This is a genomic window from Streptomyces populi (assembly GCF_002911015.1).
Lineage (GTDB): Bacteria > Actinomycetota > Actinomycetes > Streptomycetales > Streptomycetaceae > Streptomyces > Streptomyces populi.
Map to the genome: position 1 here is coordinate 140386 of NZ_KZ626846.1, position 24059 is coordinate 164444.

General features: G+C 72.7%; 20 protein-coding genes. 4 read left to right on the plus strand and 16 right to left on the minus strand.

Annotation, left to right across the window (positions count from 1 at the left end; translation table 11 throughout):
• Positions 1-127 precede the first annotated feature (127 nt).
• The 8 genes from CW362_RS06275 to CW362_RS06310 form a co-directional block, all read right to left on the minus strand.
• On the minus strand, positions 128-1885 hold the full coding sequence (locus CW362_RS06275; protein WP_103548353.1) for a type IV secretory system conjugative DNA transfer family protein: 1758 nt from the start codon (positions 1883-1885) through the stop codon (positions 128-130).
• Positions 1886-1995: 110 nt separating this feature from the next.
• Positions 1996-3516, minus strand: a complete 1521-nt coding sequence (locus CW362_RS06280) for an ATP/GTP-binding protein (protein WP_240657689.1) — start codon at positions 3514-3516, stop codon at positions 1996-1998.
• The gene (locus CW362_RS06285) at positions 3513-5006 is read right to left on the minus strand and encodes an SCO6880 family protein (RefSeq protein ID WP_103548354.1); all 1494 of its coding nucleotides are present in this window, start codon (positions 5004-5006) and stop codon (positions 3513-3515) included. Before CW362_RS06285 ends, CW362_RS06280 begins: the two co-directional genes overlap by 4 nt.
• A 124-nt stretch (positions 5007-5130) precedes the next feature.
• Positions 5131-6306, minus strand: a complete 1176-nt coding sequence (locus CW362_RS06290; protein WP_103548355.1) for a TrbL/VirB6 family protein — start codon at positions 6304-6306, stop codon at positions 5131-5133.
• A 1-nt stretch (position 6307) separates the two neighbouring features.
• Positions 6308-7078: a DUF8175 domain-containg protein gene (locus CW362_RS06295; protein WP_103548356.1), complete on the minus strand. Its 771-nt coding sequence runs from the start codon at positions 7076-7078 to the stop codon at positions 6308-6310.
• Positions 7079-7117: 39 nt separating this feature from the next.
• Positions 7118-7417, minus strand: coding sequence for a hypothetical protein (locus CW362_RS06300; RefSeq protein ID WP_103548357.1), 300 nt, complete (start codon positions 7415-7417; stop codon positions 7118-7120).
• 438 nt (positions 7418-7855) lie between these two features.
• Entirely contained in the window at positions 7856-8113 is a 258-nt protein-coding gene (locus CW362_RS06305; protein WP_103548358.1) for a hypothetical protein, read from the minus strand.
• Complete coding sequence (locus CW362_RS06310; RefSeq protein ID WP_240657691.1) at positions 8110-8730, minus strand: DUF6668 family protein; 621 nt, start codon at positions 8728-8730, stop codon at positions 8110-8112. The genes CW362_RS06305 and CW362_RS06310 overlap by 4 nt, the downstream gene beginning before the upstream one ends.
• A gap of 174 nt (positions 8731-8904) precedes the next feature.
• On the opposite strand from CW362_RS06310, the gene CW362_RS06315 reads away from it, so the two are divergent.
• Genes CW362_RS06315 through CW362_RS06325 form a run of 3 tightly spaced genes read left to right on the plus strand, consistent with a single transcriptional unit; the run spans position 8905 to position 13198 of the window.
• Complete coding sequence (locus CW362_RS06315; protein WP_103548359.1) at positions 8905-9948, plus strand: peptidoglycan DD-metalloendopeptidase family protein; 1044 nt, start codon at positions 8905-8907, stop codon at positions 9946-9948.
• Between the two features lie 14 nt (positions 9949-9962).
• Entirely contained in the window at positions 9963-10784 is an 822-nt protein-coding gene (locus tag CW362_RS43190; RefSeq protein ID WP_162683979.1) for a hypothetical protein, read from the plus strand.
• 8 nt (positions 10785-10792) lie between these two features.
• Positions 10793-13198 carry a hypothetical protein gene (locus CW362_RS06325; protein WP_103548360.1) on the plus strand — a complete coding sequence of 802 codons (2406 nt, stop codon included), beginning with the start codon at positions 10793-10795 and terminating at the stop codon, positions 13196-13198.
• Between the two features lie 51 nt (positions 13199-13249).
• Here CW362_RS06325 and CW362_RS06330 read toward each other — a convergent pair whose 3' ends face one another.
• The 3 genes from CW362_RS06330 to CW362_RS06340 all read right to left on the minus strand — a co-directional run bounded on the left by CW362_RS06330 (position 13250) and on the right by CW362_RS06340 (position 15995).
• Positions 13250-13726: a VOC family protein gene (locus CW362_RS06330; protein ID WP_103548361.1), complete on the minus strand. Its 477-nt coding sequence runs from the start codon at positions 13724-13726 to the stop codon at positions 13250-13252.
• Between the two features lie 115 nt (positions 13727-13841).
• Entirely contained in the window at positions 13842-14927 is a 1086-nt protein-coding gene (rarD, locus tag CW362_RS06335) for an EamA family transporter RarD (RefSeq protein WP_103548362.1), read from the minus strand.
• Positions 14928-15140: 213 nt separating this feature from the next.
• Complete coding sequence (locus CW362_RS06340; RefSeq protein WP_103548395.1) at positions 15141-15995, minus strand: SDR family oxidoreductase; 855 nt, start codon at positions 15993-15995, stop codon at positions 15141-15143.
• Positions 15996-16085: 90 nt separating this feature from the next.
• Here CW362_RS06340 and CW362_RS06345 point away from each other — a divergent pair, with 90 nt between their 5' ends.
• Positions 16086-16499 carry a winged helix-turn-helix transcriptional regulator gene (locus CW362_RS06345; RefSeq protein WP_103548363.1) on the plus strand — a complete coding sequence of 138 codons (414 nt, stop codon included), beginning with the start codon at positions 16086-16088 and terminating at the stop codon, positions 16497-16499.
• An 18-nt stretch (positions 16500-16517) separates the two neighbouring features.
• Here CW362_RS06345 and CW362_RS06350 read toward each other — a convergent pair whose 3' ends face one another.
• The 5 genes from CW362_RS06350 to CW362_RS06370 form a co-directional block, all read right to left on the minus strand.
• Positions 16518-17597: a 2-oxoacid:ferredoxin oxidoreductase subunit beta gene (locus CW362_RS06350; RefSeq protein ID WP_103548364.1), complete on the minus strand. Its 1080-nt coding sequence runs from the start codon at positions 17595-17597 to the stop codon at positions 16518-16520.
• A complete protein-coding gene (locus tag CW362_RS06355; RefSeq protein WP_103548365.1) occupies positions 17590-19521 on the minus strand; it encodes a 2-oxoacid:acceptor oxidoreductase subunit alpha in 1932 nt (643 codons plus the stop codon). The genes CW362_RS06350 and CW362_RS06355 overlap by 8 nt, the downstream gene beginning before the upstream one ends.
• Before the next feature lie 239 nt (positions 19522-19760).
• A complete protein-coding gene (locus tag CW362_RS06360; RefSeq protein WP_276313648.1) occupies positions 19761-20420 on the minus strand; it encodes a response regulator transcription factor in 660 nt (219 codons plus the stop codon).
• 473 nt (positions 20421-20893) lie between these two features.
• Positions 20894-22249 (minus strand): sensor histidine kinase, encoded by a 1356-nt coding sequence (locus CW362_RS06365; RefSeq protein WP_103548367.1) that lies wholly within the window; start codon positions 22247-22249, stop codon positions 20894-20896.
• Between the two features lie 331 nt (positions 22250-22580).
• A complete protein-coding gene (locus CW362_RS06370; protein WP_103548368.1) occupies positions 22581-23780 on the minus strand; it encodes a sensor histidine kinase in 1200 nt (399 codons plus the stop codon).
• Between the last annotated feature and the right edge of the window lie 279 nt (positions 23781-24059).

Consider the following 24059-nt stretch of genomic DNA (forward strand, 5'->3'; position numbering starts at 1 on the left):
ACTGTTCGGGGGCGCTTCGGCGGCGGACTTCGTCGGGCCCCGGCCGTCCGGGTCGCTTCGACGGCTGGTCCCGTCCGGTCTCGGCCGCCTCGACCGTCTCGGCCGCCTCCGACGGCTGCGGTGGCTGTCATCGGGTCGTGATCCTCTCGGCCGCGCGTGCCGTGATGGCCTTGACCTCCGCCTGGGCCGCCGTCGCGATGCGGTCGGCGCCCGGTTCGGCGTACCAGGGGCGGAGCCGGACCAGGGCGGGCCTGATGCCGGTGGCCAGGAGCAGGGCGGTGCCCTTGGGCAGCGCGCGGATGCGGTCGGCGGGCAGGATGCGCTCCAGGCGGTACGAGGTCGACCGGGACCGCCCCTCCTTGCTTCTGGACCAGCTGACCGTCGACACGTCGTGCTCGCCGACCAGCCGGGAGACCTTCTCCACGAAGTCGGCGTCGTCCAGTCCCGCGCCGAGCAGCTTGATGGTCGCGGCCGACCAGAGCGCGTCCATGCCCGACTCGCCCCAGACCCGTGAGCCCTGGCGGTAACTCTGCAACAGGGTCACGATGTTGATGCCGCGTGAGCCGAAGTGCGAGTACAGGTCCGGGAGATCGGAGATGCGGCAGACGTTCGCCGCCTCGTCGAGGACCGCGGTCATCGGCGGTTCGAGGCGCCCGCCCATCCGTTCCGCGGCGACGACTCCCGCGCGCAGCACGGAATCCGCGGCCGCCGCGACGACACCGGCCGCCGAGCCGCCGCCGTCCTTGGACAGCAGGTAGAGCGTGTCGCGGGACAGGACGTGCCGGTCGGGGAAGAACTGGGGCAGTGCGGGATCCGGGGTCACCCACGCGGCGATCGCCGGGTCGAGCAGACAGGCCACGCACTGGCGGCTGGTCTCGTAGATCCCGTCCCGGGTCTCCACCGCGCCCTGCACGGTGCCCTGCAACTGGTCCGCGAGCGCCGTCATCCCGGCGTCGCGCAGCAGGTCGACGGGGGTGCGGTCGGCCGGGTCGGCCAGCCAGGCGAGGACCTCCCCGATCGGCCGCCCGCCGCGCTGGGCCGCGTGGAAGAGGGCGGTGAGGGTGTTCTGGGCGGCCGAGATCCAGAAGTCGCGGCGGGAGGCGTCGTCGTTGACCGCGCCGACGAAGTGCCCGGCCAGTCTGCGGGCGCCCTCGATCGTGGCCGCTTCCGCGAGCATGTCCCACCACAGGCCGCGCGGGGTGTGGGCGATGCCCTGGGGGTCGAACGTCCAGACCCGGCCCACCCGTTCGCGTTCCGCCCGGGTCACGCTGTACACGTCCGCCTTGTTCGACGTCAGCAGCACGCTGCCGCGGGCGCGCAGGACGCGCGGGACCGCGATGCCGGTGGACTTGCCCGCGCGGGGCGCCATCAGGTCGAGCTCGACGTCCTCGTAGCTGGAGCGCAGTTCGGGGCCGCGGGGCTCCAGGTCGCCGATCAGGTTCCCGGTGTCGTCCGGGGTGATCTTCCCCAGCTTGGCCAGCCCCGGCCGGAGCTCGCGGGCCCGCCGCGCGGCGCCCTTGGGCAGCAGACCGGCCAGTTCCTTGCGGCCCGCGAGTCCGGTGGGCGCGGTGAGCCGGCGCCGCACGAGGAGGATCAGGACGGTGATCACCGCCACGACGGCACCGAAGACCGTGGCCATGCCCGCGGCGAGCGCGGTCGGCGAGGCCGTTGGCCACAGGGGCCCCGGGCCCTCCTCGACCAGCGTCGAGAGCGTGGACAGGGCGAAGGGTGGCGGGTGCCAGCCGGCGCCGCTCACCGCCGCACCGAGCGTTCCGCCCAGCCAGGCGCCGAGGAACATCGTGCCGATGAGGAACGCGGCCCCCGGCACGATCCAGGGGAGGAGGTCCTCCCCTGCTCCGGGTCCCGCCTTGCGTGTGCTGCTCATCCCTGCTCCCCCGTCGATGGTTTTCGCCCCCGCCGCCCCTGCCCGTCCCCGGGGCTCCGCCCCGGACCCCGCTCCTCAAACGCCGGAGGGGCTGAATCTCGCGCCCGGTCTCATACGACGGGCGGGCCGGGATTCTTGTGCAGGGACGGCTTGCCCGCCTCCGACCAGCGGGTGTTCGTGTTGTGCAGCGCCCGCTCGGTGTCCGTGATGGACACCTTGATCGGGATGCCGGGGCGCCCGCCCACCTTGATCAGGAAGCGGCCGCGTCCGGGCGGCTCCTCGTTGCTGCCGGTGCTGGCCCAGCCGGGCGGGGACGACCAGGAGGACACGAGCTCGATCTCGCGCTCGGACATGCCGACGATCTCGCCGAGCTCCCGCATCTCCGACCGCGGGAGACCGGCGCACACGACCATGCCCGCCCGCTCCACGAAGCCCCGCGCCTTCGCGCGGTCGGCCTCGCTGCCGAGCGCCTCGGCGTCCTTCAGCGTGTGGGTGATCTTCGCGTCGCCGAGGCCGAGCGAGCGGTTCAGCCGGGTCAGCGCGTCGATCCGTTCCACGATGCCGGAGGCGGCCCGCAGCGGACGCCACAGCTCGTCGAGGACGGTGAAGAACCAGCGCTGCGGGGCGAGTCCGGCGTCCGCGAGGGCGTGCGCGGCGGCCACCGTGCCGAGCCCGTCCGACCAGGCCGCGAGCATCGCCGCGGCCGTGAGCTGGGTGTCCGCCTCTCCGATCCGGGAGATGTCCACGCAGACGGCGGGCGACGCCGGGTCGATCCGGGTGGACGTCTCGTCGGCGAAGGTGTCGCCGAGCGGGCCGTCGAGCACGCCGAGCAGCGAGCGGTGCAGCGGGTCGACGGCCTCCTGGTAGCGGGCCTGGTTGCCGCGGTCCAGCGTCACCGCGCGGACCCGGTCGGGGCCCTCGTCCAGCACCTTCAGCAGATCCGGCAGCAGCGGCGCCCGCCCCGGCTTCGTACGCGCCGCGAGGTGGTGCAGACAGGCGGACAGCACCGACTGTTCGTGGTCGTCCATCGGACGCCCGCGCACGATCGTGATCAGCGCCGCGACCATGTTCAGCACCCGGCCGTGCGCCTCCGCGGCCAGGATCCGGCCGCGCTCGCCGCCGATCCGGGCCGCCGCCTCGCCCATCGCGCCCGGGTCGAGGACGTTGATGCCGCCGACCCCGCGCCCGATGGAGATCACCTGGCCGCCCAGCGCCCGCACGGTGTCGGCGTAGTCCGGCTTCAGGTCGCCGAGGACCAGCGGCGTGATGCCCGTCGCGGACATCCCGATCAGCATGCGGTTGACCAGGGTCGACTTGCCGAGGCCCGGCATGCCGAGCATGAACAGCGACGGGTTGGAGATGTAACGGGCCCGGGTGAACCAGGAGATGGGGTCGCCGCACACCGTCGCCCCGGTGTGCAGGTGCTGCCCGAGCGGCACCCCGGTCATCGGCGCGCCGGAGCCCGCCGCGAACGGCCACAGCCCGCACGCCTGCACGGTGGTCGCGCGCCACAGCGCGGGCGGGTCGACGTGCCCGACCTGGCCGCCCGCGGGGCCGTACCAGCCGCGCGGCGGCGCGGTGGCGGGACCCCCCGGGGCGGTCCGGGGTCCCGGTGCCGGCTGCCTGCTCACAGTGCCTCCCTGATCTGGTACGGAACGAGGGTGTGCTCCCACGGGAGCAGGCCGACCGGCAGCGTGCAGGTGAAGGCCGCGGCCTGCATGCGGTCGGCGGGGCGCATCAGGATGCGGGACGAGGCCTGGAGGTTGCGCACGGTGATGCCCGCGTCCTGCAACTGTTCCTCGTCGTCCACGGTGACCGTCATCATCAGCGAGAACTCCACGAGCCCCGCGCCGGCCGCTTCCTCGGCCGCGGTCTGCTCGGCGGCCTGCATCTCCGAACTGGCCCGCGCCTGGACGAGACCGCGCTTCGAGCCCGCCATGAAGTGCGCGGTGCGCCGGTCGGACTCGACGATGCGGGCCGAGGTCGCCGGGTCGATGGGCCGGTAGATCAGGGAGACCCGCTTGCGCCGGGTTCCCGGAGCCGGTTCGAGGAGCCCGCGCAGCACGCTGGAGCGGACCGTGCCGCGCGGCGCGAGCGTCAGCATCCAGGTGCGCGAGACACCCGAGTCGTGCTTGTACGAGGTGACGGTCTCCACGGCCGCGGCCGGGCCCGCGTCGGCCCACTCCACCCCGGTCGTGGCGTGCTCGGCGCGGGCGCTGAGCACGTCGGGGGCGATGGCGGGGTCGTACGCCACCCGGACGATCTCGGCGAGCCGGTCGGCCGCCAGCGGGTAGGCGCTGCCGCCGCCCGCCGCGACCAGGCCGGACAGCAGTCCGGGCAGCCGCATGGACAGGTCGGTGACGATGTCGTCCGTGCCGCGCTTGGGCCCGCCCGCCGGGCCGTAGGTCAGGGCGATGTACGTGTGCATCTCGGAGGACGCCGACGGATAGCGCTCGACGACCTCCTCCATCACGGCGCGCGCGGCGGCCGGCGCGTCGGGGGAGATCCGGGGGAGCACCTCGGCCGCGAGCCGGGTCCCGGTGTCGGGGGCGGTCTCCACGACCACCTGGGCGCCGCGCAGGCCCGGCTCGTGCGAGAGCCGCGCGAGCCAGTCGCCCCAGGACGCCACCCAGATGTCGACCTGGGAGGGGTCGACCAGCGAACCGCCGTCCGGTTCACAGGCCAGCACCACCGTGTACAGGCCGCGGCCCGGGTGGTGCAGCACGCCGAAGGGACGGTTGTAGGCGTCGCGGCCCTCGTGCATCCGGGTGCGCGCGAGCAGTCCGGGCGGCTGGTAGCGGCCGCCGGGACGCTTGGACAGCGGTCCGGAGAGGTAGGTGTGCGAGCCGGCCGACTTGCGCCGTGCCCAGCCGACGCGGATCGCGAGGACCTGGTAGACGTTGCGGCCGTCGACCGTGCGCAGCGCCAGCGGGGCGAGGAACAGCCCGACCGGCACCAGCACGACGATCGCGGCGCTCAGCGAGACCAGCGAAGCCAGCAGCGCCACCAGCAGTCCGCCGAAGGCGACGACGGTGCCGAGCAGACCCAGCGGACCGAGTCCGGGACGGCGGGGCCTGCGCCAGTTCCCGTACGTGGGACGCGTCATGGCGTCGGTGGACATGGGGTTCCTTCTTCCGGCTCGAAGCGCTGGACACGTGACTGGGGTGGGGTTCCGGGGCGGCTCGCGCGCCGCCCCGGAACCGCCGGAGCCTCCCGGCTCCTCGGTCTGGCGGTCCGGTGGCCGCCTACTGGTTGTGGCCCTTCATCCCGTCGTTGTCGTTCAGGGAGTTGGCCACCTCGCTGGCCGCCGCGACACCGGTCTGCACGGCGACCGCCGCGGCCTGGACGGCGAGGGTCACGCCGCCCGTGGCCGCGCCCGCCGCTGCCGCGCCACCCGCGGCGGCCGCACCGCCGGCGCCGCCCGCCGCACCCGCACCGCTAGCGCCACCGCTCGCGGAGCTTCCGGCACCCGCGGACGGAGAGCCCTGCGGGCCGGGGGCGCCCCCGCCACCGCCGCCCCCGGCGCCGCCCGCGGCGATGCTGACGGCGCCGGTGGCGACGTTGTTGACCGCGTTCAGGGTGACCGTGCCGCCCGAGGTGCCGCCGAGTGCCGCCGTCGCCGGGACGATCAGCTTGAGCAGGGCGGGCAGGGCGAAGACCGCCAGGATCAGCAAGCCCAGACCGGCGATGGTCTGGTCGAGCTTCGCGGTACCGCTGAGGTTCTCGCTGTCGTCGGTCATCGACGCGGCCGAGTAGATGATCAGCGCGGCCGCCGGTTTGTACAGCAGCCAGGCCCCGAGCCAGCCGATGTGCTTCTTCCACCAGCCCTCGCCCCACCCGGTCATGGAGGAGGCCGCGGCCAGCGGCAGTGTGCCGACGAGCGTGATCAGGACGCCGATGCGGATGTACATCAGGCAGATCTGCACGAAGCACGACAGCATCACCAGCAGGCCGAAGACGAGGATGAGGCCCGGCTGATCGAGGGTCAGCACACCGAGCATCGTCTTCGCCTTGTCGCCGAGGTCGGCCCGGTTGTACACGTCCTCCGCGTACAGGTCGGAGGCATGGGTGAGCGCCTGGACCACCGGCACGGCGACCGCTCCGACGAGGATGACCTTCCACATCCCCAGGAACGCCTGCTTCATCGGCTGGCCCTTGCGGTCCAGTGCCATGCGGATCGCCGCGATCAGCAGCGAGGCCACGGCCACGTAGCCGACGAGCCAGTCCACCTCCGAGTTGATCTTGGCGACGGGTCCGGAGGAGTCTTTCAGGTTGACGTCCAGCCACACGCCGTTGAGCGCTTTGAGCACGTCCGCGGTCGCGTCGCCGATCGCCTTGGCGAAGGCCACGACGGCACCGTCGGTGAGCTGTGAGCCGACCTCGTCGATCACACAGTCGTACACCCGCCAGGAGCAGGACATCTCACACCTCCCAGGTGACGAAGCCCTTGGTGCCGCTGACCTGCGACACACCCGAATAGACGGTCCCGTCGGCGTCGGGCGCGAGTTTCCAGTCGCCGTCCAGCCAGCGCAGCGTCACCGACGCGGTGCCGTAGGAGTTCTTGCCGGGGACCCGCACGACGAACATCACGGTCGACTTCTCCTTGTCGTACGACAGGACGGTGAAGCCGGCGTAGCCGCCCCCGTCCGCCTCGCCCGAGGTCGGCCTGTCGCCCGCCGCGGTACGGCTCGCGACGAGCGCGTCGCGGCCCGCACCGGGGACGACCTGCCGGTCGACGACCTCGCGCCAGCCCGGGAAGCTCAGATGGTCGGTGATGGTGTGGGCGGCCATGACCGAGCCCATCGGCGTGTGGGCGAAGCAGGACCAGACCGGTCCGTCGAACGTGAGCGGGCCCACCGTCTTCGAGACCGGCACCAGGCCCGTCCCGTCGGCCTTCCACGTGAAGTCCTTCGGGGCCCGGGTGGGCTTGGCCTGGTCGCTGTCGTCGGTGCGGCAGCCGGCGGGACGGGTGTCCGGCCGGCCGCCGCGGGCCCGGTCCGCGTCCGCGGACGGGGTGGGCCTGTCGTCGCCCGAGGCGTCCGCCGGCGTCCCGTTGCCTCCGCTGAGCATCGTGAAACCGGCGAGCACGAGCAGCACCAGCAGGAACCCGGCCGACAGGACCCAGCTCCGCTGCTGCCAGAACGGCTGTTCCCACTCCCCGCTGCCCCCTTGGGGTCGGCCGGAGTTCAGCATGGTTGCGCTCCCTTCGCTCAGGCTCTGACGCGGAGCCGGTCAGGCGAAGACGAAGGTGACGACGGGGCCCGCGGTGGCCACCAGGACACAGCCGCCGAGCACCATGCCGAGGCGGCCCATGTGCTCCGAGCCCTCGCCGCGGCGCATCGAGATCGCCATCATGGCGCCGGTGATGAGCACACCCGCGACGCCCGCCGCGGTGCCGGCCCAGGCGAGGATGCCGAGGACGGTGTCGACCTTGCCGGTCAGCTCGTTCGGCGCGTCGCGGTTGGGGCTGGGGATCTTCCCGTCCGCCAGATAGACGGCACGGTGGGCCTGGGCTGCTATCGCCTTGAACATGGTTTCTCCCCGATATGGCCGACCGTCCGCGCACGCGTCCTGGACGGGTGCGGAACTGGCCGGGTCTGAGCGGCACTTGCTCGGTACGAGCGGTACGTGCTTGCCATGAGCGGTACTTGGGGGCGGTGAAGATCCGTGGGACGCCCCGTGTTTCCCGGTGCACAGCGAGCTTGGCGACTCCCGTGGGCCGGGGCCAAGCGATGTAGGAGACCAGCACCTGTCGGTGACGTGTCCGTGACACACGGGAAGAGACCGTCACGAAAGGCGAGGTGGGAGGCGTGGAAAGAGCTGAGGCGCCATCAGGTGTGATGGCGCCTCGGAAGATCTCCACGACGCGCGCGGGCGTCGGGCGGGGGCCGGCGGACGGTGCGCGGGCGTCCGCCGGGCGGCATCGCGGGGTGGCGGGTCGCCTTTGCCGGACGGCGGACTGCGGACGGCTCAGAGCACGAAACCGACGATCGGTCCCGCCGTGGCCCCGATCACGCAGGCGCCCAGCACCATCAGGAACTGGCTCAAGTGCTCCTCGAACTCACCTGTCTTGACGGCCAGGGCCATGCGGGACCCCACCATCATCAGGCCCGCCACGCCGGCGGCCGTGACGAGCCAGGCGATGATGCCGAGGACCTTGTCGAGCTCATCGGTCACGCCCGCGGTCACGGCCAGCTGGGTGGCGGCGAGCGTGTGCAGGGCGTTCACGGCGCGGTCCTTCCCGTCAGACGGGCCAGGGGGGCGGCCTCGCGCGGCAGCGGTCCGGTGAGGTCACCGGTGCGCCACGCGGGCATCCACGGGACCCGGTAGACGTCGACGACCGAGTTGATCACCTTGATGCGCTGGGTGAGCTGGCGCGGCAGCCGGCCGGGCGCGTCCGCGACCAGGACGATGGCGTCGAGGTCGAGTCCCGGCGGCGCGTCGCCCCGGCGGAAGATGTCGAGGGTGTGCGACACGGCGTCCAGACCCGCCGCGTGCGTACGGCCGACGAGCAGGACCGAGGCCGGATCGCCCCGGTCCGGCCGGGGCCAGTCGCGGCCCGCGTCATGGCCGCCGAAGACGGTGGCGAGCGTGGTGGAGCCCGCTCCGCCGTGCGTGGCGACCCAGGAGAACTGCCGTGCGCGTACGACGGGTCGGTGGTCCTCCTCGTACCGCCGCGACGGCTGTTCCGGTTCTCCGACCGCCCCGCGTATCCATATCCCGGGGCCGTCCGGCCCGTTCCCGTACGGCGCCGCGCCGTCGCCCGTGTGCGACGGTGCCCCCTCGCTCCCGCGCGCGGCCACCCTCTCGTTCGTCCGCATCGCCACCCCCTCGATCCCCTGCATGGGTGCTCTCTCCTCCTCGTCGGTCCACCGATCCTCCCGGCGCCGGGAGGAATTGGGTAACGGGGCGTGAGTTCCTGGGACGAGCCTGTGACGCCGTGGTGACGCGGGAATCGGGTGGGAACCGAGAGACTCGACTTCATGTACACGACCGGAACATGAGGCTGAGGGGGGCCGATGTCCAACGGGGGCGGATCCACCATGACCTGGGTGGTCGGCGGCTGCCTGGCCGCCGTGATGGTGCCGCTGGTCATGATGGTCGCGGTGAGCGGGGCGTCGAGCGAGGAGGACCCGGGATCGGGCTCGGGCGCGGGCGGGGGGCTGAAGGACGGTGCCGTGCCCGCGAGTTATGTTCCCTGGGTGCTCAAGGCGGGCGCCATGTGCGATGTCATCAAGCCGGCGGTCATCGCCGCGCAGATCGAGGCCGAGTCGGGGTGGAACCCCAACGCCCGTTCCCCGGTGGGTGCCGAGGGCCTGTCGCAGTTCATGCCGGGAACCTGGCCGAGCTGGGGCAAGGACGACGACGGCAACGGCCGGGCCTCTCCGTACGACCCCGGTGACGCGATCATGGCCCAGGGCCGTTACGACTGCGCCCTCGCCAAGACGGTCGAGGGGTACAAGAACCGCGGCGAGGCGAGCGGCGAGACCCTCGACCTCGCGCTCGCGGCGTACAACGCGGGCCCCGGAGCGGTGCATCAGTACCACGGCATGCCGCCGTACACCGAGACCCGCAACTACGTCGCCCGCATCAAGTCCCTGATACCCAAGTACGAGTCGGTGGACGATCCGCCGGGCAGGATCCCCGCCGGGCAGGAGCTGGCGATGCCGCTCTCCGGCCACCCGCGCATAACCTCGCCGTACGGCATGCGCATGCACCCGATCAAGCACGTCTACAAGCTGCACACCGGCATCGACTTCGCCGCGCCGCTGGGTACGCCGTTCAAGGCGGCCCGGGACGGCGTCGTCACCTTCGCGGGCTGGTCCAACGGGTACGGCAACCGCGTGGTCATCTCGCACGGGACCATCAACGGGGACAGGATCTCGACGACTTACAACCACATGCGGACCCGTCCCGAGGTGAGCGTCGGCCAGCACGTGCGGGTCGGTCAGAGGGTCGGCGAGGTGGGCTCCACCGGCCTCTCGACCGGACCGCACGCGCACTTCGAGGTCATGCAGAACGGCAAGTACGTGGACCCGGCGCCCTGGCTGGGACTGAAGTGAGGAGGGAGGCGAGGATGAGGACGACACGGACGGGTACGGACACCGGGACACGGGCGGACGCGGGCGACACGGGTACGGACGGGCGCACGGCGGCCCGTGCCGGGACGGGCCGCCGGACGTTCGCCGCGCTGGCGGTCGTGTCCGTGACCGGGGTTCTGGCGTTGACGGGCTGTGGTCTGCGGGATCATCGTGATGACGTGGGCGCGCCGGGTTCGTCGTCCTCCGCGGTGCCGTCCGTGGTGCCGAAGGCGCCCCTCCCGTCGGGCAGGCCGCTGGACGCGGACGCACACGTGCCGAGCCCGTCGGGTGTCGACGGGACGGACGCGACGGAAGTATCGGAGGCATGGGCGGAGGTGGCGTACGGCTATGACACGAAGTACGACTACGGCCCCCACGACGCCGTGCTGCGTTCCGCCCGCTGGTTCACCCCGGCCAAGGCCGCGGCCGAGCGGTCGTACCACCCCGCGAGCGGGGCGGGCGCCGCGTGGAACACCTGGGCCGGTCACCGGGCCTGGACCACGGTGACCGTGACCGCGGACGATGACGCCGACGGCCCCGCCGACACGGCCGTCCTGGCCTACCGCGCCCTCTTCGTGGAGGGCGCGGCGCACGGCCGCGACGGCTGGACGGGCACGGGTCCGCGCGCGAACGTCTACCTCAAACTCACCCGGGCGGGTGGCGGCCGGCCGTGGCGCGTCGCCGAGGTGGAGACCGTGGAGGCGGCGGATCCGCTTCCCTCGGCGTCGGCCTCCGAGCCCGCGCTCCCGCCCTCGACGCCGGCCTCGCCCTCGACGCCGACGATGTCCTCGCCCCCGTCCTCGACCACCCCTTCGTGAGGGAACCGATGTCTCGACTCAGCCGCGAACAGAAGCGGGAACTCAAGCGGCAGCGCTCGGCGGCCGATGCCGGAGGGCAGCCGGCCACCGGGATGACGCCGATCGAGGTGCACGTACCGGCGTCGGCGGACGCGGCGGCCGGGACCGTGACGCCCGGTGCCGCAGGGGCCCCGAACTGCGCCACGGTCGGCGGGATGCCGGTCGTGGCCGCGCCCGGCGAGACGGTCCAGGGCGCGATCCTGAACTATCTCCACCGGCTCGCCCTCGCCACCGGTCACCCGGTCCTCGCCAGCATCCACGACGAACGCATCGGCTACGTCGTGCCGCTCCAGGTGCACGTCGACGGTTCCAGCCGCTACACGGCGGAGCCGGTACGCGTGGCACCGCCCGCGCAGCCGCAGTCGCAGGAGCGGCGTCCGCACCTTCCGGCGCAGGAACACCGCCACTCCCCGTCCGAGGGCCACTCCCGGCCCCCGGCCGGGAACTTCACCGAGCCCCGGCCCCAGGAGCACCGGCCGCAGCCGCAGCCGCCGGCTCCGGAGCGCCGGCCGCAGCCGCCCGCCCAGGAGCGTCGGCGCTTCGAGGAGGGGGAGCACCCGCAGTCCCCGGCCCAGGCCTACCGCCCGCAGGCCCAGGCTCCGGAGCGGCCCCCGCAGCCGCCGGTTCAGGAGCGTCCACGCTCCGGGGCCGAGGAGCACCCGCGGCATCCGGCCGGCGATGTTCCGCAGGCGCCGGTCCAGGGGGTGCCGCAGCCGCCGGCTCAGCGGCGTCCGGAGCAGCCGGCTCCGCCGCTCCCGCCCGTCCCGGCATCCCCCGAGGTCCCAGCCGTTCCGCGCCGGGACAAGGCGACGTACGTCCTGCGCGCGGTACCGGAACCGAACGCGCGACCTGTCCCGGAGCCGGAGGGCGGAACCCCCTCGGCCCCGGCGACGACACCCGCCCCCGAGCCGCCGGTCCGCCCGGAGCCGGCGGTGACGGCGGAGTTCGTGCCGCAGCCCGCGCCCGCGCCCGTGCCGCCGGTCCGCCCAGAGTCCCGGCCCGCGCCCGCGCCGGTGCGCGGTTCGGAACCGGCGGTGACCGCCGAGTTCGTGCCGCAGCCGCAGCAGCCCGTGCCGTCGGCGTCCCCGGAATTCGCTCCCGCCCCGGCGCCGCCGCCCGCGCCCGAATACGTGCCCACGGCGCCGCCCGCACTCGAGCCGGCCGCCACCGAGGTGCCCGCCCCGACGGGGGAGTTCGGCCCGGCTCCGGTGACCGGACCCGCCCCGGACTCTGCGGTGACGGGGGAGTTCGTGCCGCAGCCCGCGCCCGCGCCCGTGCCGTCGGTCCGCCCGGAGTTCCGGCCTGCGCCCGCGCCGGTGCGCGGTTCGGAACCGGCGGTGACCGCCGAGTTCGTGCCGCAGCCGCAGCCGCAGCCGCAGCCGCAGCCGCAGCCCGTGCCGTCGGCGTCCCCGGAATTCGTTCCCGCCCCTGCGGCGGTGTCCGAGCCGGTCGCCCCGGCGGACTCCGACGGGTTCGCCGGTACGGGGGCCGCCCAGGGCCCGGACCGGGTGCCCGCGGCCGAGCCCGCCGCGCCCGGTACTCCCACGCCGTCCACCTTCGTGCTGCGGGCGGTACCGGAGCCGAAGCCGCTGCCCGGGGCCGCGTCGACCCGTGTCCTGCGGGCGGTGCCCGAGTCGGCCGCCGCCGCGGTGTCCGCCCCGACGGGGGAGTTCGGCCCGGCTCCGGTGACCGGACCCGCCCCGGAGGCGCGGCCTTCCGCCCCGGAGCGCAGGTCCGCTCCCGCGATGGAGGCCCTGTCGCTGCTGGGCACGGAGCCGGACCCGGACCCGAAGCCCACTCCCGCCCGCGGCTTCGACGCCGTCGCCGAGGCGGTGCTCGCGCCGAGCCCCCAGGAGGAGGCCGCGCAGCAGGACCCCGCGTCGGCGTTCCTCGCGGAGCCCGTCGCCCGGATCAACGAGGCCGTGAAGATGGGCCGCATCGAGGCCGCGGCGGGCATGGCGGAGCGCGCCGTCGCGGAGGCGGCGCGGTCGCTGGGCCAGGAACACCCCGAGGTGCTGAAGCTGCGCGAACTGACCGCGTACATCGCCTACCTGGCCGGTGACGCGCTCAGGTCGTTCCACCTGTCGCTGGACCTCGCGAGGGTCCGCAGGCGCCACCGGGACAGCGGGGCCGCCTACGGCAACGTCCAGAGCGCGGCCGCCGCGTGGCGCGCCGTCCGCGATCCCCTCCAGGGCCTGCACCTCGGGCGCGACCTGATCGGCCTGTGGGCCGAGCTCGCGGCCGACGACGGTCCCGCCGCCGACGACCTCGAACAGCTCGAGTCGGCCCGGACCCGCATGGTCCGCCTCGCGGAACGCGCCCGCGCCGCCGCGGACAACCCGTACGACAGGACGCCCCGCGCCCACGGTGGGTGAGGAACGGCGCGGCCGGGAGGGAACCCGCGCCGCGCCGTCCCCTGCCCGGCGTCAGTGGACGCAGAATTCGTTCCCCTCGGGGTCCGTCATCACGACCCACGCGCCGGAGGGTTCCGCCACCTCCCGCAGCACGCCCGCCCCCAGCGACGTGAGCCGCTCCACCTCCCCGGCGCGGCGCCCCTCGCCGGGGTGCAGATCGAGGTGGAGCCGGTTCTTGCCCGTCTTGGGCTCGGGAACCCGCTGGAAGAGCAGGCGCCGCCCGAGACCGGTCCCGCGTTCCTCGTCGTACGGGTCCTCGGGATGCCGTACGGCGATCAGGTCCCGGAAGGCCGGGCGGCCGTGGAAGTCGACGGTGGCCGCGGCCGGCAGGGCGCCGAGACCCAGCAGCCGCTCGATGAAGGCGCTGTTGTCCTCGACCGTGTAGCCGAGCGCGGCCGACCAGAAGTCGGCCTGCGCGTGCGGATCGGCGGAGTCGATGACGAGTTTCCAGTGGACGGGTGCGGGCGCGGGCACGGGGGTCGGCGTCATGGAGCCACTCATAGTGGTCCCACGGCCGGGCGGGCAAGGTCACGCGCCGGGGCCGGCCCTCACGCCGTACGAGGACGGGCCCGCACGGTTCGCCCCGGGCGGGCCCGTCCGTCCGTCACGAGGTGCCGGGCGAACCGGCCGGACCGGCTGATCCGGCGGTGACCGCGGCTGATCCGGCGGTGGCCGCGGCGACGGTGGCGGCTGTCGCGACCCCGCCGGGGACGGCTGCGGCCTCGACGCCGGTGTCCGCCGCACGGACGGGGGCGTCCACGGCACCGGCCGCACGGGCCGCCTCCCGCAGCGCCCGTGCACCCCGCCGCGCGGCGCGCAGCGCGTCGAACGTCAGGAGCGACAGCGCGAGCCACACCAGCGCGAACCCGGCCCACCGCTCGGCCGGCATGGCCTCGTGGAAGTAGAAGATGCCGAGGAGGAACTGGAACACGGGGGCCATGTACTGGAGCAGGCCCAGGGTGGACAGCGGCACCCGGATCGCGGCGGCGCCGAAGCAGATCAGGGGTATCGCGGTCACCACGCCGGTCGCCGCGAGCAGGGCGGCGTGCCCCGGCCCCTGCGCGGCGAACGTCGCGTCGCCCCGCGAGCCCAGCCACAGCAGGTACGCCAGGGCGGGCAGGAACTGGATCGTGCTCTCGGCGGCGAGCGATTCGAGGCCGCCGAGGTTGACCTTCTTCTTCACCAGGCCGTACGTGGCGAAGGAGAAGGCGAGGCAGAGGGAGATCCACGGCGGACGGCCGTAGCCGATGGTCAGGACGAGGACGGCGGCGGCGCCGACGCCCACGGCGGCCCACTGCACCGGCCGCAGCCGCTCCTTGAGGAGCAGCACGCCCATCGCGATGGTGACCAGGGGGTTGATGAAGTAGCCCAGTGAGGCCTCGACCACGTGCCCGGAGTTGACCGCCCAGATGTAGACGCCCCAGTTGACGGTGATGACCGCCGCCGCGACCGTGATCAGCCCCAGCTTGCGCGGCTGCCGCAACAGCTCGCCCGCCCAGGCCCAGCGCCGCATCACCAGCAGGACGACCCCGACCACCGCCAGTGACCACACCATCCGGTGGGCGAGGATCTCGATCGCTCCGGCGGGCTTCAGCAGCGGCCAGAAGAGGGGGACGAGCCCCCACATCCCGTACGCCGCGAAGCCGTTCAGCAGACCTGTGCGCTGCTCGCTCCTCGACTTCCCGGCCACCGGCGTCTCCCTCTCCCACGGTCTCGGACGCCCGTCGCGCCCCGCGTTCCGGAGCTCCCGTGCGGTCGGGGAACTTCCGTGCATCGTGAAAGCAAGGTAGCGCCGCGCACCCCTGCCTGTCATGCCCGTATCGCCATACGGTCATGACAGGCAGGGGTGCGCCGGACGGGTGCCCGGCACCCGCCGGGACGTCGGTCCTCGTCCGCCGGGGCGTCAGCCCTTCAGCGCCGCCGCGACGGACTCGGCGATCGGGGTGGTCGGGCGGCCCGTGAGGCGGGACAGGTCGCCGGGGGTGGCGGCCAGCTCGCCCTTCTCGATGGAGACGTCGACGCCCGCGAGGATCCCGGCGAAGGCCTCGGGCAGCCCGGCGCCGGTCAGGATGGAGGCGAAGGCCTCGGGGGAGACGGAGTTGTAGACGATCTCCTTGCCGGTCTGCCGGCTCAGCTCGGCGGCGTACTCGGCGAAGCCCCACGCCTCGTCGCCGCTCAGCTCGTACGTCGTGTTCTCGTGCCCCTCACCGGTCAGCACCGCGACCGCGGCGGCCGCGTAGTCGGCGCGCGAGGCGGAGGCGATCCGGCCCGTGCCCGCCGCCTGCACGACGGCGTCGTGCGCCAGCACCGGGGCGAGGTTCTCGGTGTAGTTCTCGTGGTACCAGCCGTTGCGCAGCAGCGAGTAGGGCAGTCCGGAGGAGAGCAGGACCTCCTCGGTGGCGCGGTGGTCGTCGGCCAGCGCGGCCGTCAGGCCCCCGGGGGCGCTGGTGTAGGCGAGCAGGGAGACCCCGGCCGCCTTGGCCGCCTCGATGACGACCCGGTGCTGCTGGACGCGGCCCTTGTCGAACTCGTTGCCCGAGATCAGCAGCACCTTGTCACCGGCGGCGAACAGGCCGTCGAAGGTCTCGGGCGTGTTGTAGTCGGCGACCGCGAGCCGTACGCCGCGGGCCGCGAGGTCGGCGGCCTTGGACTCGTCCCGCACGACGGCGGTGATCTGCTCGGCGGGGACCTTCTCCAGCAGCTGCTCGACCACGTGACGGCCGAGGTGTCCGGTGGCTCCGGTGACGACGATGCTCATGGCGTACATCTCCTTGTGGGGTGCGGATGCACTCACCCTAGGAGCTGCACTAACTGTTGGAAAGTACCCACCTTGAAGTAAGGTACTGGTATGGCCGTAAGTATCAAGGCAGCGGACGGGTACGACGCCGGCGAGGCGATGTGCCCCTACCGCCTGGTCCTGGAACACGTCACCAGCCGCTGGGGCGTCCTCGTCCTGATCGAGCTCCTGGAGCGTTCGTACCGCTTCAGCGAGCTGCGCCGGGCGATCGGCAGGGTCGGGAGGGGGGTCAGCGAGAAGATGCTCACCCAGACCCTCCAGACCCTGGAGCGCGACGGGCTCGTCCACCGCGACGCCAAGCCGGTCATCCCGCCGCGCGTCGACTACTCCCTGACCGACCTGGGCCGTGAGGCCGCCGAGCAGGTGCGGTCGCTGGCGCTGTGGACCAACGAGCGCATGGCCGACGTCGAGAAGGCCCGCAGCGCGTACGACGAGGCCCGGGGACTCGGGCCCCGGGCCTCGTAGAACCGTCCGCGGGCGGGGTCAGCCGACGACCGTCCAGGTGTCGCCGCCGGCGAGGAGGGCGGCGAGGTCACCCTTGCCGTTCTGTTCGACGGCGGCGTCGAGCTGGTCGGCCATCTGGGTGTCGTAGACCGGCCGGTCGACCGATCGGAACACCCCGATGGGGGTGTGGTGCAGGGTGTCGGGGTCGGCGAGCCGGGACAGCGCGAACGCGGTGGTCGGGGACGCGGTGCGCGCGTCGTGGACCAGGACCTGCGCGGCGTTGTCGGGGGTGACGGTGACGACCTTCAGGTCGCCGGTGTGCGGGTCGCGGACCACACCGCGTGAGCCGTCGGCGCCGAACCGGACGGGCTGTCCGTGTTCCAGGCGGATGACGGCCTCCTCGGCCTGCTGCCGGTCCTTGAGGACCTCGAAGGCGCCGTCGTTGAAGATGTTGCAGTTCTGGTAGATCTCCACCAGGGCGGTGCCGGGGTGGGCGGCGGCCTGGCGCAGCACGTCGGTGAGGTGCTTGCGGTCGGAGTCGACGGTGCGGGCCACGAAGGACGCCTCCGCGCCGATGGCCAGCGACACCGGGTTGAAGGGCGCGTCCAGCGAGCCCATGGGCGTCGACTTGGTGATCTTGCCGACCTCGGAGGTCGGGGAGTACTGGCCCTTGGTGAGGCCGTAGATCCGGTTGTTGAAGAGCAGGATCTTCAGGTTCACGTTGCGGCGCAGGGCGTGGATGAGGTGGTTGCCGCCGATGGACAGGGCGTCGCCGTCACCGGTGACGACCCACACGGACAGGTCCCGGCGCGAGGAGGCGAGCCCCGTGGCGATCGCGGGGGCGCGCCCGTGGATGGAGTGCATCCCGTAGGTGTTCATGTAGTACGGGAAGCGGGAGGAGCAGCCGATGCCCGAGACGAAGACGATGTTCTCCTTCGCCAGGCCGAGTTCGGGCATGAAGCCCTGGACGGCGGCGAGGATCGCGTAGTCGCCGCAGCCGGGGCACCAGCGCACTTCCTGATCGGACTTGAAGTCCTTCATGGACTGCCTGGCCTCGGCCTTGGGCACGAGGGAGAGCGCCTCGATCGTGCCCGGGCCTTCCGTTGACGTGTCAGCCATCGATGGCCTCCTTGAGAGCCGTGGCGAGCTGCTCAGCCTTGAAGGGCATGCCGTTGACCTGGTTGTAGGAGTGCGCGTCCACCAGGTACCTGGCCCGCACCAGGGTGGCGAGCTGACCGAGGTTCATCTCGGGGATCACCACCTTGTCGTAACGCCTCAGCACCGCGCCGAGGTTGCGCGGGAAGGGGTTGAGGTGGCGCAGATGGGCCTGTGCGATGTGGTCCCCGGCGGTGCGCAGCCGGCGGACCGCCGCGGTGATCGGCCCGTAGGTCGAACCCCAGCCGAGCACGAGCGTGCGCGCGCTGCCGGTGGGGTCGTCGACCTCGAGGTCCGGCACGTCGATGCCGTCGACCTTGGCCTGTCGGGTGCGGACCATGAAGTCGTGGTTGGCGGGGTCGTAGGAGATGTTGCCGCTGCCGTCCTGCTTCTCGATGCCGCCGATGCGGTGCTCCAGGCCGGGAGTTCCGGGGACGGCCCAGGGGCGGGCGAGGGTCTGCGGGTCGCGCTTGTAGGGCCAGAACACCTCGGTGCCGTCGTCCAGGGTGTGATTGGGCCCCTGGGCGAACTGGACGCGCAGGTCGGGCAGTTCGTCGAGTTCGGGGATGCGCCAGGGCTCGGAGCCGTTGGCCAGGTAGCCGTCGGAGAGCAGCAGGACGGGCGTCCGGTACATCAGCGCGATACGGGCCGCCTCCATCGCCGCGTCGAAGCAGTCGGCCGGGGTCCTCGGCGCGACGATCGGCACCGGGGCCTCGCCGTTGCGCCCGTACATCGCCTGCAACAGGTCGGCCTGCTCGGTCTTGGTCGGCAGACCGGTCGAGGGTCCGCCGCGCTGGATGTCGATGACGAGCAGGGGCAGTTCGAGGGAGACGGCGAGCCCGATCGTCTCCGACTTCAGCGCCACACCGGGCCCGGATGTCGTCGTCACCGCGAGGGAGCCGCCGAACGCCGCGCCCAGCGCCGCGCCGATGCCCGCGATCTCGTCCTCGGCCTGGAACGTGCGCACCCCGAAGTTCTTGTGCTTGCTCAGCTCGTGAAGGATGTCGGAGGCCGGGGTGATGGGGTAGGAGCCCAGGTAGAGCGGCAGATCGGCCTGCCGGGAGGCGGCGATCAGGCCGTACGACAGGGCGAGGTTCCCGGAGATGTTGCGGTAGGTGCCGGTCGGGAAGGTCTTCGAGGCCGGCGCGACCTCGTAGGAGACGGCGAAGTCCTCGGTCGTCTCGCCGAAGTTCCAGCCGGCCCGGAACGCGGCGAGGTTGGCGGCCGCGATGTCGGGTTTCTTGGCGAACTTGGTCCGCAGGAACTTCTCGGTGCCCTCGGTCGGCCGGTGGTACATCCACGACAGCAACCCCAGCGCGAACATGTTCTTGGAGCGCTCGGCCTCCTTGCGGGAGAGCTCGAAGTCCTTCAGCGCCTCGACGGTCATCGTCGTGAGCGGGACGGGATGGACGTTGTAGCCGTCCAGCGAACCGTCCTCCAGCGGGCTGGCCGCGTAGCCGACCTTCTGCATCGCCCGTTTGGTGAACTCGTCCGTGTTGACGATGATCTCGGCGCCGCGCGGCACGTCGGCGATGTTCGCCCTCAGGGCCGCCGGGTTCATGGCCACGAGCACGTTGGGCGCGTCGCCCGGCGTGAGGATGTCGTGGTCGGCGAAATGCAGTTGGAAAGACGAAACGCCCGGCAGTGTGCCTGCGGGCGCGCGGATCTCGGCGGGGAAGTTCGGCAGGGTCGAGAGGTCGTTGCCGAAGGAGGCGGTCTCCGAGGTGAAGCGGTCGCCGGTGAGCTGCATACCGTCACCGGAGTCCCCCGCGAACCGGATGATGACCCGGTCGAGCCGGCGGACGTCCTTCGCCCCCGGCGGTTTGCGCTGTTCTCCTACGACGGCTTCGTCGGCCTGTTCCGTTGGGCTGCTGACCTTGCTCGTCACTGAACTGGACCTCCTTTGAGGCGGCTGTCCGGGAGTGGCCTTCCCGCAGACCCTTCCTTTTCCAACCCTACGTCGGTAAGGGTCGCCTTCCTTCGGCCATTCGCATGATGGACGCCGTTCCGAGACGTCCTGATATGCTTATTTGTTATGATTTTTTCTGCCGTCGGACCCTTCCTCGAGCGCCCTTCCCCCCGCTCGCCCTCCGGTCCCGCTCGACAACTGACAGACTGTCAGTCCCGTCAGGAGTTCAGGTACGTGAGGACGGCCAGAACGCGCCGGTGATCCCCGTCACTTTGTGACAAGCCGAGCTTCTGGAAGATGTTGCTGACGTGCTTCTCGACGGCGCCGTCGCTGACCACCAGCTGACGGGCGACGGCGGAGTTCGTCCGGCCCTCGGCCATGAGCCCGAGGACCTCCCGCTCCCTCGGCGTCAGCCCGGCCAGCACGTCCTGCTTGCGGCTGCGGCCCAGCAGCTGCGCCACGACCTCCGGGTCGAGCGCGGTGCCCCCCTGGGCCACCCGCACCACCGCGTCCACGAACTCGCGCACCTCGGCGACCCGGTCCTTGAGCAGGTAGCCGACACCGCGGCTCGAACCGGCCAGCAGTTCGGTGGCGTAACGCTCCTCCACGTACTGTGACAGTACGAGCACGCCCAGTCCCGGATGTGCCTTGCGCAGCTGCACGGCCGCGCGCACGCCTTCGTCGGTGTGCGTCGGCGGCATCCGTACGTCCGCGACGACGACGTCCGGCAGCGCGTCCTGCGCCGCGAACTCGGTGATGGTCTTGATCAGCGCGTCGCCGTCCCCGACCCCCGCCACGACATCATGTCCGCGGTCGGTCAGCAACCGGGTCAGGCCCTCCCTGAGCAGCACTGAATCCTCGGCGATGACCACCCGCACCCTGTCCTCCACGATTCCTCGGCCCCCCAGAGCCCACCCCGGCCGCCCCCGGTCCCACCGGGTTCGTGCCCGCTCGTACGACAGACCCCAGCATTCCAGCATTCGGACCGGGACGCGCCCGGGCGACGTGAAGAAGGGGTCCGGAGAGGGGCTGGACCGGACCCGGACGGGTCCGGAGGGGTCCTGCTCGAAGGGTTGATCTTTTTCTGTTCCGGTCGCCAGGCCGGTCGCCCGGTCGCTCCCCGGCGTCCTTGCCCGGACTTCGGGTCCGGATCACGCACCCGGACCTTGCCCGGATCTCCTCCCCGGGGCGGTTGCGGCCGCCCCGGCGGGGCACCGCGCGACGGGCCGGCCGCCCACGCCCACGAGGGTGTTCCCCGGTGGGATGCGCGGCGCGGCCACCCGGCCGCACGCGGATGCCCCGGTGGGGTGCACCGGGGCATCCGCGTGCGCGTGTGCGTACCTGGGGCGTCTCAGCCCCGCCAGGGCAGCTCCGCGGTGATCCGGGTGGGACCGGCCACCGGTGAGTCCACCACCAGGATCCCGTCCACCGCGTCGAGCCGTTCCGCGAGCCCCGCCAGACCCGACCCCCCGGAGACACCGGCCCCGCCGACCCCGTTGTCGCAGACCTGGATCATCAGCCGGTTCTCCACCCGCCACACGTCCACGCTCGCCCGCGTCGCACGGGAGTGCTTGCTGATGTTCTGGAGCAGTTCGGAGACGGTGAAGTAGGCGATCCCCTCGATCGCGGGCGCCGGCCGCGCCGCCAGATCCACCTCGACCTGCACCGGCACCGTGCACCGCGAGGCCACCGCGGACAGCGCGGCGTCGAGCCCGCGGTCGGTCAGCACCGCCGGATGGATACCGCGCGCGAGGTCCCGCAGCTCCTGGAGCGCCGTCTTGACCTCGCCGTGCGCCTCGTCCACCATCCGCGCCGCGGCCGCGGGGTCCTCGGCCAGCTTCTCCTTGGCGAGCCCCAGGTCCATCGCGAGGCTGACGAGCCGGGCCTGCGCCCCGTCGTGCAGATCGCGCTCGATACGGCGCAGATCGGCGGCGGCCGTGTCGACCACCGTCCCCCGGTCCGACTCCAGTTCCACCACGCGCGTGGCCAGCCGCGAGGGACCGAGCAGCCCGCGCACCATCAGCCGGTCCACGGTCGTCAGCGCCCGCACGATCCAGGGGGTCGCCATCGTGAAGAGCAGCCCCACCAGCGCGGTCACCGTGATCTCGAACGGGTTGTCCAGGTAGATCGAGTGCGTGCCGTCGCCGTACAGCTGTAGTCCGTCCTGACCGCCGTACATCGGGAAGACCCAGAACCACAGCGGATACGTCAGCAGGGCCCATCCGTACGTCCAGAAGGTCAGCGCGACGACGAAGGAGAACACCGACCACGGGAACTGGACCACCGCGTACAGCAGGTGCCGCCAGGAGGTGCCGCTCTTGAGCACGGCCCCCATCCACGCCATCGCCCCGTGCTTCTCCGTCCTCAGCGGCTCGGGCTCGGCCACCTCCGCGCCGAGCAGCCCGCGCGCCCGCGCCCGCTCCAGCGAGCCGAGGCCGCGGCAGCCGGCCAGCGCGGCGGCGAGCACCGGAACGCCCAGGAAGGTGACCAGCAGGCCCGCGCCGAGCGAGACCATCGTGACGGCGAACGTGAACATGAGGATCCCGAGCGGCAGGCCCAGCATCACGTAGCCGAACTCGCGCCAGCTGCGCGCCTCGAACGGAGCCCGCAGCGGCGCCGGGAGACGGTGCCGCCACCCGTCGGCGCCCGCCCCGCCGAATCCTGACCCGCCGCGGTGCCCGTATCCGTGTCCGTACTCCGTGGCCATCGGTCCGTCCGTTCTCTCGTCTCGTCCTGCGCCTCGGCTTCTTCCGCGCGTCCACTCGTTCCGCGCGTCGGCTGCTTCCTCAAGCCTGCCGTCCGGGAGGCCCGCCGGACATGGAGCGGATCGGCGTCTTGGGCGGGGGGTTTTCCCTACCCCGGCGGGCCTGCGCCGGCCCGCGCGAACGGGGGAGGGCCGCGCGAACGGGCGAGAGCCGCGCGAACGGGGGAGGGCCCGGGACCGGGGACCACCGCTCGGGGTCCTCGCTCCCGGGCCCTCCATGCGCGGCCCTTGGCCGGGGTATCCATCGAGTGAACCCCCGGGCCCCTCGCGGCGGCTACCGCGCGGGCTCGTTCCGGCGGTCCCGCCACGGCAGTTCGGCCGTGATGACCGTCGGTCCGCCCACCGGCGAATCGACGACGAACAGCCCGTCCACCGCGCCGAGCCGGTCCGCGAGCCCCGCCATGCCCGTACCGCCGTCGACACCGGCCCCGCCGCGGCCGTCGTCCCGGACCTGGATGAGCAGACGGTCGTCGGTCCGCCAGACGTCGACCGACGCGGACCGCGCCCCGCTGTGCTTGCTGACGTTCTGGAGCAGTTCGGAGACGGTGAAGTACGCGATGCCCTCGATGGCGGGGGCCGGCCGCGTCTCCAGTTCGGTGGTCACCTTCACCGGCACGGTGCACCGCGAGGCGATCGAGGACAGGGCGGCGTCCAGTCCCCGGTCGGTGAGGACCGCGGGGTGGATGCCCCGGGCCAGATCACGCAGTTCCTGAAGGGCGAGCTTCACCTCGCCGTGCGCCTCGTCGACCATCGACGCCGCGGCGTCGGGGTCCTCCAGGAGCTTCTCCTTCGCCAGGCCGAGCCCCATCGCGAGGTTGACGAGCCGGGCCTGCGCCCCGTCGTGCAGATCGCGCTCGATACGGCGCAGATCGGCGGCGGCCGTGTCGACCACCACCCCGCGGTCCGACTCCAGTTCGGCGATGCGCCGCTCCAGCTCGTCGGAGGGCGACAGCAGCCCGCGCACCATCGCCCGGTCCACGTTCGTCAGCCCGCGCGCGATGAACGGCAGCACCGGCCACAGCACGAACAACGACACCAGCGTGATCGTGAAGGTGGCGATGCCCCAGGGAAGCCGTATGAGGTCGTACAGCACCGCCCGCCAGCCCACCGGGTCCTTCAGGCTCGACCACAGCCAGCCGAAGAAGCCGGTCCGGCGCACCGGCAACGGGCTCGGCTCGTCGATCCGAAGCCCCAGCAGCCGCCGTGCCCGTCCCCGCTCCAGCTTGCCCAGCTGCCGCGAACCCCGCAGCCCGGCCGCGAGCAGCGGCAGTCCGACGACGGTCACGGCGAGCCCCGCGCCCGTGGCGAGCATCGTCACCACGTACACGAACCCGATGATCGAGGCCGGCAGGTTCACCAGGAGATGGGAGATCTCCTTCCAGGTCACCGGGTCCAGGGCGAGGCGTACGGCGGGTGGCCGGTCACCGTCGGACGGGCCGTCCGACGGACCGGCGGGCATGATGCGTTCGGTCATATCCGCTACCCTGCCCGGCGGCGCGCCGCCGCGCCATGAGGTGGGCCGCCGCGATGCACTGGGGATAACCCCACCCCCAGGGGACTCCTGGAGAAACCCTGGAGGTGAGGAGCGGACAGGACACCGACCCGGCAGGGGCAGGCACGGGTCGGCGCGGGTCGGGACGGGCCGACGGAGCACCACGGGGCCGTGTTCACACCGTGAGACGTGAACAGGTCACCGGGGACCGAGGAATGGTCGACGTGTGACGGGCTGCTTACGCTCTCTTTAGCAGGCCCT

What these genes read in the sequence shown, in the direction of transcription:
- CW362_RS43190 (WP_162683979.1), top strand. Translation starts at nt 9,963, where the DNA reads ATGAGGACGACACGGACGGGTACGGACACCGGGACACGGGCGGACGCG.
- CW362_RS06295 (WP_103548356.1), bottom strand. Translation starts at nt 7,078, where the DNA reads ATGCTGAACTCCGGCCGACCCCAAGGGGGCAGCGGGGAGTGGGAACAG.
- CW362_RS06275 (WP_103548353.1), bottom strand. Translation starts at nt 1,885, where the DNA reads ATGAGCAGCACACGCAAGGCGGGACCCGGAGCAGGGGAGGACCTCCTC.
- CW362_RS06300 (WP_103548357.1), bottom strand. Translation starts at nt 7,417, where the DNA reads ATGTTCAAGGCGATAGCAGCCCAGGCCCACCGTGCCGTCTATCTGGCG.
- CW362_RS06350 (WP_103548364.1), bottom strand. Translation starts at nt 17,597, where the DNA reads ATGGCTGACACGTCAACGGAAGGCCCGGGCACGATCGAGGCGCTCTCC.
- CW362_RS06365 (WP_103548367.1), bottom strand. Translation starts at nt 22,249, where the DNA reads ATGGCCACGGAGTACGGACACGGATACGGGCACCGCGGCGGGTCAGGA.
- CW362_RS06330 (WP_103548361.1), bottom strand. Translation starts at nt 13,726, where the DNA reads ATGACGCCGACCCCCGTGCCCGCGCCCGCACCCGTCCACTGGAAACTC.
- CW362_RS06285 (WP_103548354.1), bottom strand. Translation starts at nt 5,006, where the DNA reads ATGTCCACCGACGCCATGACGCGTCCCACGTACGGGAACTGGCGCAGG.
- CW362_RS06325 (WP_103548360.1), top strand. Translation starts at nt 10,793, where the DNA reads ATGTCTCGACTCAGCCGCGAACAGAAGCGGGAACTCAAGCGGCAGCGC.
- CW362_RS06310 (WP_240657691.1), bottom strand. Translation starts at nt 8,730, where the DNA reads ATGCAGGGGATCGAGGGGGTGGCGATGCGGACGAACGAGAGGGTGGCC.
- CW362_RS06340 (WP_103548395.1), bottom strand. Translation starts at nt 15,995, where the DNA reads ATGAGCATCGTCGTCACCGGAGCCACCGGACACCTCGGCCGTCACGTG.
- CW362_RS06315 (WP_103548359.1), top strand. Translation starts at nt 8,905, where the DNA reads ATGTCCAACGGGGGCGGATCCACCATGACCTGGGTGGTCGGCGGCTGC.
- CW362_RS06345 (WP_103548363.1), top strand. Translation starts at nt 16,086, where the DNA reads ATGGCCGTAAGTATCAAGGCAGCGGACGGGTACGACGCCGGCGAGGCG.
- CW362_RS06370 (WP_103548368.1), bottom strand. Translation starts at nt 23,780, where the DNA reads ATGACCGAACGCATCATGCCCGCCGGTCCGTCGGACGGCCCGTCCGAC.
- CW362_RS06290 (WP_103548355.1), bottom strand. Translation starts at nt 6,306, where the DNA reads ATGTCCTGCTCCTGGCGGGTGTACGACTGTGTGATCGACGAGGTCGGC.